Raw genomic sequence first — 13,702 nt, forward strand, 5'->3', positions numbered from 1 at the left:
CTCTATTCTAACCAAGTTTCCGCGCTGAATCAATGGAAAGGGCTGGGAAATCAACAAATGATCCCCCAGCCCAAAATGTTTTATACAATTTTAGAATAACCCCATCGCATTTCCTTTTTCATCGACGTCCATGTTTAGCGCCGCTGGTTTCTTCGGCAAGCCCGGCATTGTCATCACGTCACCCGTTAAAGCAACGATAAAGCCAGCACCTAGTTTTGGAATGAATTCGCGAATGTGGATAACGAAATCCGTTGGGCGTCCAAGCATTGTTGGATCATCCGTTAACGAATATTGCGTTTTCGCCATACAAATTGGGTAACGATCCCAGCCGTATTTCTTGAATTCTGCGATTTGTTTTTGCGCCTTACTAGAAAGTTCGACACCGCTTCCGCCGTACACTTTTGTTACGATAGCTTCTAATTTATCTTCTATAGAATCAGCATCGTCATACATACGTGTATAGTTCGCTTTGCCTGTTTCCACTGCAGAAATGACTTTATCCGCAAGATCAGCTCCGCCAGCGCCACCGTTTTCCCAAACTTCTGTAAGTGAGAATGGAATATCGTATTCTTTGCAAAGCGCTTCTAATTGCGCAACTTCCGCGTCAGAATCGGTAATGAATTTATTAATAGCGATAACATATGGAAGACCGAATTGTGATACCGTATCCACATGTTTTTGCAAGTTCGCAAAGCCTTTAATCAACGCCTTCACGTTTTCTTCGCCAAGTTCGGTTTTTGCAACTCCGCCATGCATTTTCAGCGCACGAATCGTCGCTACAATAACAACACAATCAGGCGCTTTATCCAAAGCAGGCACTTTAATATCTAAAAACTTCTCTGCGCCAAGATCCGCACCAAATCCAGCTTCCGTCACGACATAATCCGCTAATTTCAGCGCTGTTTTAGTCGCCGAAATACTATTACAACCATGCGCAATATTCGCAAAAGGTCCACCGTGCACAATCGCTGGTGTATGTTCTAGCGTCTGTACTAAGTTCGGTTTCAACGCTTCTTTAAGCAGTAATGTCAGCGCACCTTCATAGCCCATTTCGCCAACTGTTACTGGTTCGCGGTCATAATTATAACCAATCACGATAGCACTTAAGCGACGTTTCAAATCTTTCAAATCCGTAGCCAAGCAAATAATCGCCATAATTTCAGAAGCAACTGTAATATCAAATCCATCTTCACGCGGCACACCTTGCACAGGTCCGCCAAGCCCTACCACGACTTTACGCAAAGCACGATCATTTAAATCAACCACGCGTTTCCAAACGATGCGGCGTTGATCAATTCGTAATTCATTTCCTTGTTGCATATGATTGTCAATAAATGCAGATAACGCGTTGTTTGCCGCTGTTATCGCGTGGAAATCACCAGTGAAATGCAAGTTGATGTCTTCCATTGGAATCACTTGCGCATAACCACCACCAGTTGCGCCACCTTTCACACCCATTGTTGGCCCAAGCGAAGGCTCCCGAAGTGCAATCATTGTTTTTCTTTTCTTAGCAAGTGCGTCCCCTAATCCTACCGTTACCGTTGACTTCCCTTCACCAGCTGGCGTCGGATTGATAGCGGTTACAAGAACTAATTTGCCGTCTTCTTTGTTTACAAGCGAGTGAATCGTGTCATAGCTTAGTTTAGCCTTATACTTACCGAACAGTTCTAACTCTTCCACACTTAACCCGATTGCTTCTGCGACCTCTGTGATTGGTTTGATTTCTGCTACTGATGCGATTTCAATGTCAGACTTTACTTTGTTTGCCATTTTAAATTCCCCTTTCAATATGTAACAAATATATAAAAAACTCCTGCAAATGTAACGGCTTTCTTTTTGTTGCACCGGAAAAAATACCGGTTTGGTACTCATGAGCCTTATCTGCCACAAAAAATTGCGCATTCAGCCATTAGCACTGACAGGAAATTCTTTCACCATTAATTGTTCTTGCGGATACTTTGAAGCTTGTCAAGCGCATCCGGATTCTCTTGGAAGAACTGGACAACATCGCCAATCCGATCAATCGAATTCCAGCTTAGATGATGCTCGATTCCTTCTACATCTTCATAAATATGAGCCTCTTCTACCCCGATAACACTCAGGAAACATTCCAGTAACGCGTGTCTTTCTAACAAGCGCTTTCCAACCGTCTTTCCTTTCGGCGTTAAAATTAAGCCTCGATATTTCTCATATACCAGATATTCATCTTTATCTAGCTTCTGAACCATTTTTGTAACAGAAGACGGATGCACTAAAAGCTCCTCCGCGATATCTGATACTCGAGCATAACCTTTATTTTCAATCAATGAATAGATTTTCTCGATATAGTCTTCCATGCTTGGTGTTGGCATTTGCATATTCCTCCAACCTTGATTTCTTTCACCATTTCATTCTAACACACCCTGCCAGAATTCGCCTCTGTAAAGGGTTATTTTTTCGAAAAAAGTGCAAAACATGTAAACGCTTCAAAAATAAACTTGACGCACCAGCAAGTGTAGGTTTATTATGAATGTATCGTATTCGCTTACATAGAAGTGGCAATATGACAAAAACGGGCTAATTTCACTCTTGGCCAAGATTTAGGAGGATTTTTATTCATGCAAAATGGAAAAGTCAAATGGTTCAACAATGAAAAAGGGTACGGTTTCTTGGAGATGGAAGACGGCGAAGACATTTTTATTCATTTCACTGCCATTCAAGGAGATGGATACAAATCGCTCGATGAAGGTCAAGCAGTCACATTTGAAATCGTAGAAGGCAATCGCGGCCCACAAGCTGCTAATGTAGAGAAAGTATAAGTATGATAAACCAGTGCTTCGGTGCTGGTTTTTTCTTACCCTTTATGCCCACCAACTAGGCTCGCTCTTGCGATTGCGGTGCCGCCTTCTAGCAAACTGCTTGCTCGCATCATCGACTTGAAGCCGTATCGATCTCTAATATTATCAATCGTGCGCTCCAACTGTTCCTCGTACAATGTCTGTAAAGCATCTTCGAAAAGGTTCAACTGTGTGCCTTGTTTAAACGTGATTTTCCCAGCGGATAGGGCGATGGTTCGAACTGCTTCTCGACCGATATATTTATAAAACAAGTGTAGTGCTGCTTCTGCGATTTGTTTATTATTATCTGTTGGATACAACTTTATTTGATGACTAAATCCTCGTTCAATACTGTGCTTGCTATAACCGATGCTCAGGTGGATAACGGCTGTCTGTGCGTGTTCTTTTCTAATTCGCATCGCCACTTCTTCGGCCATTTCACGAATCACAATGGCCACTTCTGCTATATCATGATAATCGCGCTCTAAAATCTGACTTTTGCCGAAACTTTTGGTTAGTGGTATATATTTCTCGGACAAACGGCTGTAATCGATTCCGTTCGCGTGGTAATACAGTTGCTCGCCAATGACACCCATCGTCTTTCTGAGCAGTTCTACGGGGGCATGAGCTAGACTGTACATGCTTGAAATACCGATATTTTGCAGTCTTGCCGCGGTTCGATGCCCGATGCCTACTACGTCTGTCATTTTTTGCACCCGCCATAAGGTATTCGGAATATCTTCGTATCGCCACTCTGCTATGCCGCTCCGATTATGTTTCGCCTCCACATCCAATGCGACTTCCCCAAAAACGGATTCTCCCCAATGCCTATCGTTACAGCAAGTCTAAGTTCTTGCCAAATATCTTGTTGCAAGCGTTTTGCAATGGTCATCGTATCACCAAATAAAGCGTGGTACTGCGTGACGTCCATAAAAAATTCATCAATCGAAAAAACGTACAAGTCATCATTGCTCACGTATCTTCTAGCGATCTTCAAAATCATCTCATTGACATGTAAATACAAATTCATTCGTGGCGGTGCGATAATAATCCGCGGATCATCTGGCAACTCATAGCGTCTAGACCCTGTCTTAATACCAAATTCCGCCTTCACCATCGGACTCGCTGCCAAAACAAGTCCACCTTGACGCTCTGCATGACTCATTACGACCAAATAAGCCGTCAACGGATTCAAATGTCGCTTCACACATTCCACACTCGCAAAAAATGATTTCACATCAATACACAAAATATCCCGACGCGGCGCCACAGCATAATCTATTTCTCGTACCATTTCTGATAACCCCTTTCTTTCACAAAGCGAATCATCTCCAAATCAATCACCTGTACGTTATTTCCCACCTGAACATGTAACCAGTCGCCTTCCACAGCCACAATTCGCCCTTCGATATAGGCATCAGGCGCCTCTTCTTCCTCTTTATATAATTGAATGACAGCAACTGCGCGATGTTGTATGACTTGATGCAACACACGATAGATGCTCTCTTGGTCCATCGGTTTTTCCCACGTTGGCAACCGACTTTCCGCTTCCATTTTCGCCGTATGTTCACTGAGTAAGAAGCCGCCCCATTTCTTCATTCCACGATCATGATAATCTGATGAAGCCATCCCACAACGCCTCCCATCCTTTTTTACTGTAGTTATAGTATACAAACATACGTTCGCTTTTACTAGTGACTAAAAGTACTATTTATCCACCGCTGACTGCATCGTTTTAGCTATAGCATTACCAATTTGTTATACTAGACTAGAAAGGAGCGCGATGTATTTGGAAATCTATGTAGACGGGGCAAGCGCTGGTGACCCTGGTTTAAGCGGTATTGGCATCGTGCTGATTGCCGACGGAATTTATGAACAAATCAGCCAACCAATTGAAATGATGAGCAATCACGAAGCCGAATTTATCGCTATGAAAACCGGGATAACCCAAGCGCTCACCTACCATCCAACCTTCTTAAGAATTTATTCCGATTCTAAAATCGTGGTACAATCCATTGAAAAACGCCACGCCAAAAATCCAAATTTCAAGCCACATTTAGATACGATTTTGCAATTATTAGATACAAACGACTTATTTTTCGTGCAATGGATACCCAGTGCTTCTAATAAAAAAGCCGATGATTTGGCCCGGCAAGCCATCCAAAAACAGAAAAAAGATTAGCGAGTAGGATACTCACTAATCTTTTTTCTATAAAATATCTCGGCGCAATGTTTTCAGGCCGTATTGGTCCACAATATCTGTCGCTTCTGGCACGAGCCCATTATACAGGCATCGCTCAATGTCGAAAGCAAGCGGGACATTCGTGTGGATTTCTGCTAGCTGCCTAGAAAGACGTAGCATCTCCAAATCTTCTTTAATCTTCGTTTGTTGGCCTGGTTTCAACTGGTCGACATTCGCCAAAATGCCATCAATCGTTTCATACTCTTGAATTAATTTCAGCGCTGTTTTCTCACCGATTCCGCGAACACCCGGATAACCATCGCTCGTGTCGCCCATCAATGCCTTTACATCAATGAATTGTTGCGGTGTAATGCCCCATTCCTCTGCAAAAACAGCCTCATTATATTGTTTATAATTGCCATATCCTTTTTGCAAAATCCATACCTCATTGGTCGGCGCGACAAGTTGCAATAAATCTTTATCGCCGCTCAAAACCGTTGTTTCAATGCCGGTTCCAGCCATTTGTACCGTCACCGTTCCAATGCAATCATCCGCTTCAAAACCGGGCACTCCTACATTGATAAAGCCAAATGCCTCCGCGACTTCCTTCGCTAAATCAAATTGTGGAATCAGTTCTTCAGGTGGCGCTTTCCGTTCTGCTTTATAGCCGCTGTACAACTCATTGCGGAACGTTTTTGAACCCATATCCCAACAAATCAATGTATGCGACGGATCATTTTGCCCAATTGCTGTGAAAAGGTGCTTCATGAAGCCTTGCACGCCGTTCGTCGGTACGCCATGTTGATTCACCATGAATTGCTTTGAAACTGCCGTCGCAAAAAAAGCGCGAAATAATAATGCCATGCCATCCACGACAAGTAAATTTCCTTGTTTGTTTTCCATCTTTGTTCCCCCTAGATTTCTAGCCATTTAGCATTATTGTACCATAGAAATCCACGACAAACGAATGCTTATAATTCAGCGCTAATTTCCTCTGCCACTTCTTTTTCTTTGCGATGCGGAATGATGTTAAAAATGATATTCAACACAATCGCCGTCACACTTCCTGCCACAATCCCGTTACTCGTAAACAACTGCACGAAATCAGGCAATACTTTAAACAGATCAGGAACTACCGTCACACCAAGTCCAACGCCTACCGAGCAAGCAATAATCAACAAGTTTTCCTGCGATGTAAAATTCACTTTACCAAGCATCTTAATGCCTTGCGCTACAACCATGCCGAACATAGCAACCATCGCTCCACCAAGCACTGGCGTTGGAATAATCGTTGTCACCGCGCCCACTTTTGGCAGTAATCCAAGCACAATCAGAATTCCCGCCGTGACATAAATCACTTTTCGCGTCTTAATTCCCGAAAGCTGAATTAAGCCCACATTTTGCGAGTAAGCAGTGTATGGGAACGTATTGAAAATCCCACCTAAAATAATCGCCAAACCTTCCGCGCGATAGCCTTTTGTCAAATCGGATTTTTCTAATTTGCGTTTTGTAATATCCGAAAGCGCAAAATACACACCCGTGGACTCGACCATGCTCACAAGCGCAATCAGAATCATCGTCACAATCGCCGCCCAGTTAAAAGTTGGCATCCCGAAATAAAACGGCGTTGGCATATGAAATAGCGGCGCCTCGACAACTGGCTGCACAGAAATCCCACGATAAATTGCCGCAAAAACCGACCCTGCAATAAGTCCAATCAAAACCGCAATCGCCTTACTAAATCCGCGACCGAACCGGTACACTAAAATAATCACGAATAACGTCCCAAAACCAAGCCCAAGGTTATACAGCGAACCAAAATCAGCTGCTCCCTGACCACCAGCCAAATTATTAATCGCCACAGGAATCAACGTTAAACCAATAATCATTACCACCGATCCCGTCACAACCGGCGGGAAAAAGCGCACAACCATCGAGAAAAATGGCGCAATCAACAATACAAACAGTCCCGACACGATAATCGAGCCATAAATCGCACCAATCCCGTACTGCTCACCAATTAAAATAATCGGCGCAATCGCCTGAACCGCGCACCCAAGAACTACTGGTAACCCAATTCCAAAAAAGCGATTCATCGTCAACTGCAATAACGTCGCAATCCCGCACATGAATATATCAATCGATACCAAATATGTCATTTGTTCACTCGTAAAGCCAAGCGCACCACCAATCAAAAGCGGTACAATCACAGCCCCTGCATACATCGCAAGCACATGTTGAAAACCTAGCGCAGCAATTCTCCCTTTCCCAATCATCGCGCCACTTCCTCCTCTACAAAACGAATCTGTTCGTTATCTAAAGAAGCAACTCGCGCCAATGAATAAATCGGGAATCCCGTTTTTTCTAACAACGCTCGCCCTTGTTGGAATGATTTTTCGATAACAATCCCAATTCCAGCAACTTCCGCACCAGCTTGTTCTGCAATTTCCAGCAAACCAAGCACCGCCTGACCATTTGCTAAGAAATCATCGATAAGCAAAATGGTATCCGTGCTCGCCAAGAAATTTTTCGAAATCGAAATATCGTTTGTTTCTTGTTTTGTAAAAGAATAAACGCTACTCGTATACAAGTTATCCGTAAGCGTCAACGATTTCTTCTTTCGTGCAAAGACGACCGGAACACCAAGTGCTAATCCTGCAAAAACGGCCGGCGCAATGCCTGAGGACTCAATCGTCACAATTTTCGTAATACCAGCCTCTTTAAAACGGTCTGCAAATTCATTTCCAACGGCTTGCATCAACGCCGGATCAATTTGATGATTCAAAAAAGTATCGACTTTCAAGACATTCCCAGATAGGACAGTGCCATGTTTTCTAATGTGTTCTTCCAATAATTTCACAGTTTTGTGACCCCTCTCTCGATTTAAGAGCGTGGAAGCTAAAAAAACGCCCACCACTCATACTAATTAATGAGAAGTAGACGTAAAAAGGCGGCAAATTTCGCCACCTAAACTATACAACGTTACTCTCACTCATAGTCCAGTTATTTACGGCAACTGGGTAGAAACTTGCTGTCCATATCACAGCGTATATACAAGTGAATTGTGTCCTATCGTGTTTGTTATTCCATCATTATATCTTTGAACAATTGCTAGGTCAACTACCTTTTTTCATGAAAACGTCATCATGCCTCATTTAATTTGTAAATGAAGTCGTAACGGTCATTCAGCAGCTGAATTAAGTAATCTGGGTTTAAGCCTTCGCCCGTCGTATCTTGCAAAATCGCTAGCGGTTTTTTCAGCATCCCGAATTGGTGGACATTTTTCGTCAGCCATTCGCGAATCACTGTATAATCATCGCTCGCCAAGATCTCAGAGACGTTTGGGATTTCCTTAGACATGGTCGCAAACAGTTGCGCCGCGTACATATAGCCAAGCGCGTACGACGGGAAGTACCCAAAGTCGCCACCAGACCAATGAATATCTTGCAAAATTCCGTCCGCGTCGTTTTCAGGTCGAACACCCAAATAAGCTTCATATTTGTCGTTCCAAGCATCGCGCAGATCTGCCACGCCAATTTCGCCATTCATAATCGCTTTTTCTAACTCATAGCGAATCATAATGTGTAGCGGGTACGTCAATGTATCCGCCTCAATCCGAATCAGTGAGCTTTCCGAAATATTCACCGCACGATAAAATTCCTCTACCGAAACACCGTCAAATGCAGGCGCCGTAATCTCTTGAAAATCCTTGTAATTGCTTTGCCAAAACGCAAAACTCGATCCTAAAATGATTTCATAAAACAGCGATTGCGACTCATGAATCCCCATCGAAGCCCCGTTAGCAAGCGGTGTTCCAACCAATTTCGGGCTAATATTTTGTTCGTAAATCGCGTGACCGCCTTCGTGAATAATACCAAAGACCGCCATTTTGAAATTATCCTCATCATACCGTGTCGTAATCCGCACATCTCCAATATTTAGCCCCGTCGCAAACGGATGCACCGTATCATCTAAACGCCCAGCCTCAAAATCAAAGCCCATTTTCGCCAAAATTCGCATACTGAATTCTTTCTGATGTGCTTTAGTCACGCGTTTATGAAGTAACGTCGGATCTGGCTGATACTTCGCCGCTTCCACCCGTTGACGCAACACTAAAATCGATTCGCGCAGTTTCGCAAATACATCGTCCAAAATCGCCACCGTCATACCTGGTTCATACTGGTCAAGCAACGTGTCATACGGATTTTCTTGGTAGCCCCAATACTCCACAAACTGACGCTTGCTCGCAATGATTTTCTCCAAATAAGGCTCAAACAACGCATAATCATTCGTTGCACGTGCTGTTGTCCAGACGTTTTCTGCCTGTGCGACCAGCTTCGTATACGCTTCATATTCCGCCGCTGGAATTTTTTTATTCAAATCGTATTCTTTCTTGCATTCTTCTAAAGAACGGCGCGTTACATCAGACAAACCGTCCTTTTCCAGCCATAGTCCTGCAATAAATGCTGCCATCTCTTCGGAAACTTTCATTTTGAAAATCTCACCGCTAAGCGTTCCAATCACTTCCGAACGTTGCGTAGCTCCTTTTTCAGGCGCGCCAGTCCGCAAGTCCCAATACACAAGACTAAGCGCTTCTTCAAACGCACTAATTTTTTTCACATACTCTAAAAATTCTTGTTCTAGCTTTTGGCTACTTTCTGACATCCCGATTCCCCACTTCCTTTAATCTCTGCGCGGCGGTCTTGGTCCCCAATATTGGTACAAATCCGTTCGCAAATAACCATTGTATAGCTTGCGTTTCTTCGTTGCCCGTTTTGCATACACTTCTTCAAACATTTCATAGCTCGTCAGCACATACACCGACCAAGTAGGCATATTCCGATACACCGAACGCATCTCACGGTACAGCTCACGCACAGACTCTTCGTCCTCCAAACGCTCACCATATGGCGGATTCGCAACGATCACACCGTACTCTTTTTCGGTCGTAAAATCAACGACTTGCATTTGCTTGAATTCAATCACATCTTCCAGACCCGCCTCAAACGCGTTTTGCTTGGATATTTCAATCATTCGGTGATCAATATCTGTTCCTAAAATATCTAGCGGTTGGTCATAATTCGCCGCCTCTTCAGCTTCTTGACGCGCTTTTTCCCAAACATCCGCAAGCATCCAATCCCACGTTTCACAAACGAAATTCCGGCGCAATCCAGGCGCAATATTCCGGCCAATAAGCGCCGCCTCAATCGGAATCGTCCCAGAACCACACACCGGGTCATAAAAAGGACGATCCGGATGCCAACTCGTAAGCAAAACAAGCGCTGCAGCCATCGTTTCTTTCAGCGGTGCACCACCTTGCCCAACACGGTAACCACGTTTATGTAATCCAGCCCCACTCGTATCTAGCGTAATCGTTACCTCATCTTTCAAAAGCGACACTTCTAATTTAAAAAGTGCGCCTGACTCCATCAACCGTCCTTGTCTGCGATACTTCTCGCTCAAACGGCTCACAATCGCCTTTTTCGTAATCGCTTGGCAATTCGGCACACTAAACAGCGTCGACTTCACCGATTTCCCCGCCACTGGAAAATTCGCATCTAATGGCAATAAATCTTCCCACGGCAACGCCTTTGTTTTTTCAAATAACTCATCAAATGTAGTGGCTTTAAAACGTCCCACGACAATCTTGACACGGTCCGCCACGCGAAGCCACAAGTTCGTACGCGCAATCGCTAGTTCGTCTCCCTTGAAATATACCTTCCCATTATCCACTTCGCACTCATAACCAAGTCGGCGCACTTCTTTTGCCACGATGGCCTCAAGCCCTGCCGCTGCTGTTGCTACTAACTGAAATTCCCTCATATTTCCCATCCTCGCTAATTAATATCTAAAAAAAGAGCCGCTCCAAAGGCACACGCTCCTAGCCACACAATGTGCACTAAGTTATGGTATCTCTTTAGCAAGAAACACGCATACGTCCGACCTTGAAACAGCCCTCACTTTTTTAAATTCATCCTGATAATAGTGCTCTGTAAGCCATGTTCTGTACTTCTGTGATTACAGGATCACACAAAAGTGGCAATCATCTATCTGCATATAGCGGTTAAACTACATACCTCGTCCCTCGTTGTTATTCCTCGGGAAAAGTGCCCCTACCAATATTTGGGTTTCTCGCTCGTGGGGTTTACCTCGTTCCACTTCCACCATTTCTGATGGAACTTCGTCACTGTGGCACTTTCAAGGTTCGAACGCCGTATCCTAAGACTTAGGCGCGTCACCTGCCGTCAAACCGGATAAACCGGAGTGCCCTAGCTTATTGTTTGGCTAGGCACGATCACTACGGGCATTTCAGCACCGTGCGAGCATGGACTTTCCTCTGTTTTCATAGGGAAAACAGCAATTACCCAAGCACTATCTCAACTATTCTATCATGTTTATTGGTTGTCGTCTAGCTTATTTCCGAAAACGTGTTTTTCCAAGTTACTTAGGCGTTTTAGAATATCGAAATTCGTTGTGCCCGCAGGTTGTGTACTTTGTTGCAAGCTTGGTGCCACAACTGCTTTTGGCGCATCTTCTAGTTCTGCACGCAAACGGATATTTTCTTGTTGCAATGCTTCAATTTCTTGTGAGAACGTGCTGTAGTCATTGATTACCTTATCAAGAAATTCGTCTACTTCTTCTGGATGATAGCCACGAAGCCCACTTTTAAATTCTTTTTCTAAAATTTCTTTACCTGTCAAATTATATTCAAATTGTTCAGAAGCCATTTGGTTTCACCTCTATATTTAGTCTATGCAATATGTTACATCAATCGTACGATGCAATCTTTCAGTTACATACCTCCATTTTTTCAAAGTTCACCGCATTTGTCAATTTATAATCCCCGACTTCACAAAAAAGTCACTAAAAATCATTGTTCAATGACTCGACGACCTCTTGCAATTCATAGAAATCCACGAGTAAAATCGGGTAATCCGCATTTTCCGCATAATGCTTCGCTTTTTCATAAAAAAACTTCGGTGCCCCTTCCCGCTCCGTGTCATATACAAGTAGCGTCCCGTCCGTATTGTCCAGCACGAACTGGTCTTTCAATTGAAACTGGCTCGGATTCTCATACTCTCGCTTCGTCACAGCCGCCACATAGTCCGCTTTTGCAACAACCTCATTGTACCAAAGCTTATTCGCATCATTCCAATTGCTCTCCTGATTCAAAAACGGTGTCAAAATCGCCAATTTAAGCGCATATTCCTCCGCTTTTAGTTCCGCGACCACTTCTGCCGCCCAGAGTTCCACGCCCATTTGCCCCGAGATAATGACCCATTCCAAGCCATCCTCGACAAGCCCAATAAGCCGCCTCCGCAACGCCTCTTTAATAAAGCCAACTTCCTGCGCATCCCGCTTAAAAATACCCAACTCGAAATTTTTATATCCAGACACAAAAATCGATTTCATGGCGCCTTCTCCAATACTCGCTTCAACGTATACTCCACCGATTGATAATGATCATTAAAATGCTTATAAAACGACTTCCCGTTAAACGCACTGACCGCAATCATCTGAATGTTATCCGTCACCTGCCGCAACTGCGCTTCCCCAATATACGTTGGGCGATCCTTGCGCACCCATGGAATCACGAGTAACAGCCACGCATCACACGTTTCTTTCACCGCATCCACAAACGGCTTCATATCTTTATAAAAATCAAACGCCTGCTGCTCTTTTTGATTCGCCAAATAAAGTTCCCAAATCGCCTCATTTTGCTGCAACAACCGCTTTGTCACTTCCTGAATTTCACTCATAAAAATCAATTCCTTCTACTAATAAATTAAAATTAGCATATCATATTTTATGGCAAACGACTATTTTTCGTATTAAAAAACTATTAAAAAATACAGTGAATACGTTTTCCATGAAAAAAATTTGTTTTTTTGTGTCAGACAAAATGTAATCCGAAAGTACGTTCCCTCTTACGTTTTCGGCAAGTCGCGCTTTCTTTGAAAATTCGCCTAGGCAGATTTCCCCTACCAATTTTGTTTTTATTTGTTATAATAGGTGTTAGTCCAAAAAATGAAGATTGGCTAGTTGTGCCATCTGACTGATTGAAAGGGTGAAATGAAATGGCCATACGTTATCCAAATGGAAAGAAGTATCAGCCAAACACGCCCTCCACATCTCCTGCACAAAAAAAATCGGTTTCTTATGGGAAACGCGGAATGTCCTTAGAGCAAGACCTCAATGACACGAACGCGTATTATCTCGCTAACAAGCTTGCCGTCATCCATAAAAAACCTACCCCCGTGCAGATTGTCGGTGTAGACTATCCTAAACGAAGTAGTGCCAAGATCAAAGAAGCATACTTCAAAACACCATCCACCACGGACTATAACGGTGTATACAACGGAAAGTATATCGATTTTGAAGCGAAAGAGACTAAGAACACTAGCTCCTTTCCTCTCAATAATTTTCATCCGCACCAGCTAACACATATGGAGGGCGTCTTAGAACAAGGCGGTATCGTCTTTATTATCATTTCCTTCCATACACTTAGCGAGGTTTACTTCACCAAGTTTGAACATTTCCAACCATTTTGGCAACGCATGCTTGATGGTGGAAGAAAATCAGTAACATTGCAAGAATTACGAGAAGTTTCAGACCAAATTCCTTATGGTCTAAATCCGAGGCTAGACTACTTAAACATCATCAAGAAGCATTATTTCTAACAGTCGAACCCCAACATTAAAGG

The 13,702-nt window shown here is 43.5% G+C and carries 16 protein-coding genes, 1 other RNA gene and 1 riboswitch; of the genes, 3 read left to right on the forward strand and 14 right to left on the reverse strand.

Features of this window, described 5'->3' with window-relative positions; genetic code table 11:
* Positions 1 to 90: 90 nt before the first annotated feature.
* Together EP57_RS08265 and mntR are read right to left on the reverse strand one after the other, a co-directional pair.
* On the reverse strand, positions 91 to 1,770 hold the full coding sequence (locus tag EP57_RS08265; protein ID WP_036085783.1) for a formate--tetrahydrofolate ligase: 1,680 nt from the start codon (positions 1,768 to 1,770) through the stop codon (positions 91 to 93).
* Positions 1,771 to 1,937: 167 nt separating this feature from the next.
* Positions 1,938 to 2,351, reverse strand: a complete 414-nt coding sequence (mntR, locus tag EP57_RS08270; protein WP_036085784.1) for a transcriptional regulator MntR — start codon at positions 2,349 to 2,351, stop codon at positions 1,938 to 1,940.
* A 246-nt stretch (positions 2,352 to 2,597) separates the two neighbouring features.
* Between mntR and EP57_RS08275 the strand changes: the two genes are divergently transcribed.
* The gene (locus EP57_RS08275) at positions 2,598 to 2,798 is read left to right on the forward strand and encodes a cold-shock protein (protein WP_036085785.1); all 201 of its coding nucleotides are present in this window, start codon (positions 2,598 to 2,600) and stop codon (positions 2,796 to 2,798) included.
* 35 nt (positions 2,799 to 2,833) lie between these two features.
* Here the strand turns inward: EP57_RS08275 and EP57_RS17425 are convergent, their stop codons facing one another.
* Genes EP57_RS17425 through EP57_RS08285 form a run of 3 tightly spaced genes read right to left on the reverse strand, consistent with a single transcriptional unit; the run spans position 2,834 to position 4,445 of the window.
* On the reverse strand, positions 2,834 to 3,604 hold the full coding sequence (locus EP57_RS17425) for a DinB/UmuC family translesion DNA polymerase (RefSeq protein ID WP_438361523.1): 771 nt from the start codon (positions 3,602 to 3,604) through the stop codon (positions 2,834 to 2,836).
* Positions 3,574 to 4,110, reverse strand: coding sequence for a Y-family DNA polymerase (locus tag EP57_RS17430; protein WP_438361524.1), 537 nt, complete (start codon positions 4,108 to 4,110; stop codon positions 3,574 to 3,576). Before EP57_RS17430 ends, EP57_RS17425 begins: the two co-directional genes overlap by 31 nt.
* Positions 4,095 to 4,445 (reverse strand): hypothetical protein, encoded by a 351-nt coding sequence (locus tag EP57_RS08285; protein WP_036085786.1) that lies wholly within the window; start codon positions 4,443 to 4,445, stop codon positions 4,095 to 4,097. The genes EP57_RS17430 and EP57_RS08285 overlap by 16 nt, the downstream gene beginning before the upstream one ends.
* 160 nt (positions 4,446 to 4,605) lie before the next feature.
* Between EP57_RS08285 and EP57_RS08290 the strand changes: the two genes are divergently transcribed.
* Positions 4,606 to 4,998 carry a ribonuclease HI family protein gene (locus tag EP57_RS08290; protein WP_077916820.1) on the forward strand — a complete coding sequence of 131 codons (393 nt, stop codon included), beginning with the start codon at positions 4,606 to 4,608 and terminating at the stop codon, positions 4,996 to 4,998.
* Positions 4,999 to 5,025: 27 nt separating this feature from the next.
* On the opposite strand, the gene EP57_RS08295 is transcribed toward EP57_RS08290, so the two are convergent.
* From EP57_RS08295 to EP57_RS08330, 9 genes are all read right to left on the reverse strand, one after another.
* Complete coding sequence (locus tag EP57_RS08295; RefSeq protein WP_036085788.1) at positions 5,026 to 5,901, reverse strand: 5'-3' exonuclease; 876 nt, start codon at positions 5,899 to 5,901, stop codon at positions 5,026 to 5,028.
* Positions 5,902 to 5,969: 68 nt separating this feature from the next.
* Positions 5,970 to 7,274, reverse strand: coding sequence for a nucleobase:cation symporter-2 family protein (locus tag EP57_RS08300; protein WP_036085789.1), 1,305 nt, complete (start codon positions 7,272 to 7,274; stop codon positions 5,970 to 5,972).
* On the reverse strand, positions 7,271 to 7,858 hold the full coding sequence (locus tag EP57_RS08305) for a xanthine phosphoribosyltransferase (RefSeq protein WP_036085790.1): 588 nt from the start codon (positions 7,856 to 7,858) through the stop codon (positions 7,271 to 7,273). Before EP57_RS08305 ends, EP57_RS08300 begins: the two co-directional genes overlap by 4 nt.
* Before the next feature lie 115 nt (positions 7,859 to 7,973).
* A riboswitch (purine riboswitch) is annotated at positions 7,974 to 8,075 on the reverse strand.
* Between the two features lie 67 nt (positions 8,076 to 8,142).
* Positions 8,143 to 9,663: a carboxypeptidase M32 gene (locus EP57_RS08310; RefSeq protein WP_036085791.1), complete on the reverse strand. Its 1,521-nt coding sequence runs from the start codon at positions 9,661 to 9,663 to the stop codon at positions 8,143 to 8,145.
* Positions 9,664 to 9,681: 18 nt separating this feature from the next.
* Positions 9,682 to 10,821, reverse strand: coding sequence for a THUMP domain-containing class I SAM-dependent RNA methyltransferase (locus EP57_RS08315; RefSeq protein ID WP_036085792.1), 1,140 nt, complete (start codon positions 10,819 to 10,821; stop codon positions 9,682 to 9,684).
* 165 nt (positions 10,822 to 10,986) lie between these two features.
* An RNA gene (gene rnpB / locus EP57_RS16655) (RNase P RNA component class B) lies at positions 10,987 to 11,371 on the reverse strand.
* Between the two features lie 22 nt (positions 11,372 to 11,393).
* A complete protein-coding gene (gpsB, locus tag EP57_RS08320; RefSeq protein ID WP_036085793.1) occupies positions 11,394 to 11,726 on the reverse strand; it encodes a cell division regulator GpsB in 333 nt (110 codons plus the stop codon).
* A gap of 136 nt (positions 11,727 to 11,862) precedes the next feature.
* Complete coding sequence (locus EP57_RS08325; protein ID WP_036085794.1) at positions 11,863 to 12,411, reverse strand: SLOG family protein; 549 nt, start codon at positions 12,409 to 12,411, stop codon at positions 11,863 to 11,865.
* Entirely contained in the window at positions 12,408 to 12,758 is a 351-nt protein-coding gene (locus tag EP57_RS08330; protein ID WP_036085795.1) for a YppE family protein, read from the reverse strand. The genes EP57_RS08325 and EP57_RS08330 overlap by 4 nt, the downstream gene beginning before the upstream one ends.
* A gap of 318 nt (positions 12,759 to 13,076) precedes the next feature.
* On the opposite strand from EP57_RS08330, the gene recU reads away from it, so the two are divergent.
* Entirely contained in the window at positions 13,077 to 13,679 is a 603-nt protein-coding gene (gene recU, locus EP57_RS08335; protein WP_036085796.1) for a Holliday junction resolvase RecU, read from the forward strand.
* Positions 13,680 to 13,702: the final 23 nt, after the last annotated feature.

This window comes from Listeria booriae, assembly GCF_000766865.1.
In the GTDB taxonomy this organism is placed as follows: Bacteria; Bacillota; Bacilli; order Lactobacillales; family Listeriaceae; genus Listeria_A; species Listeria_A booriae.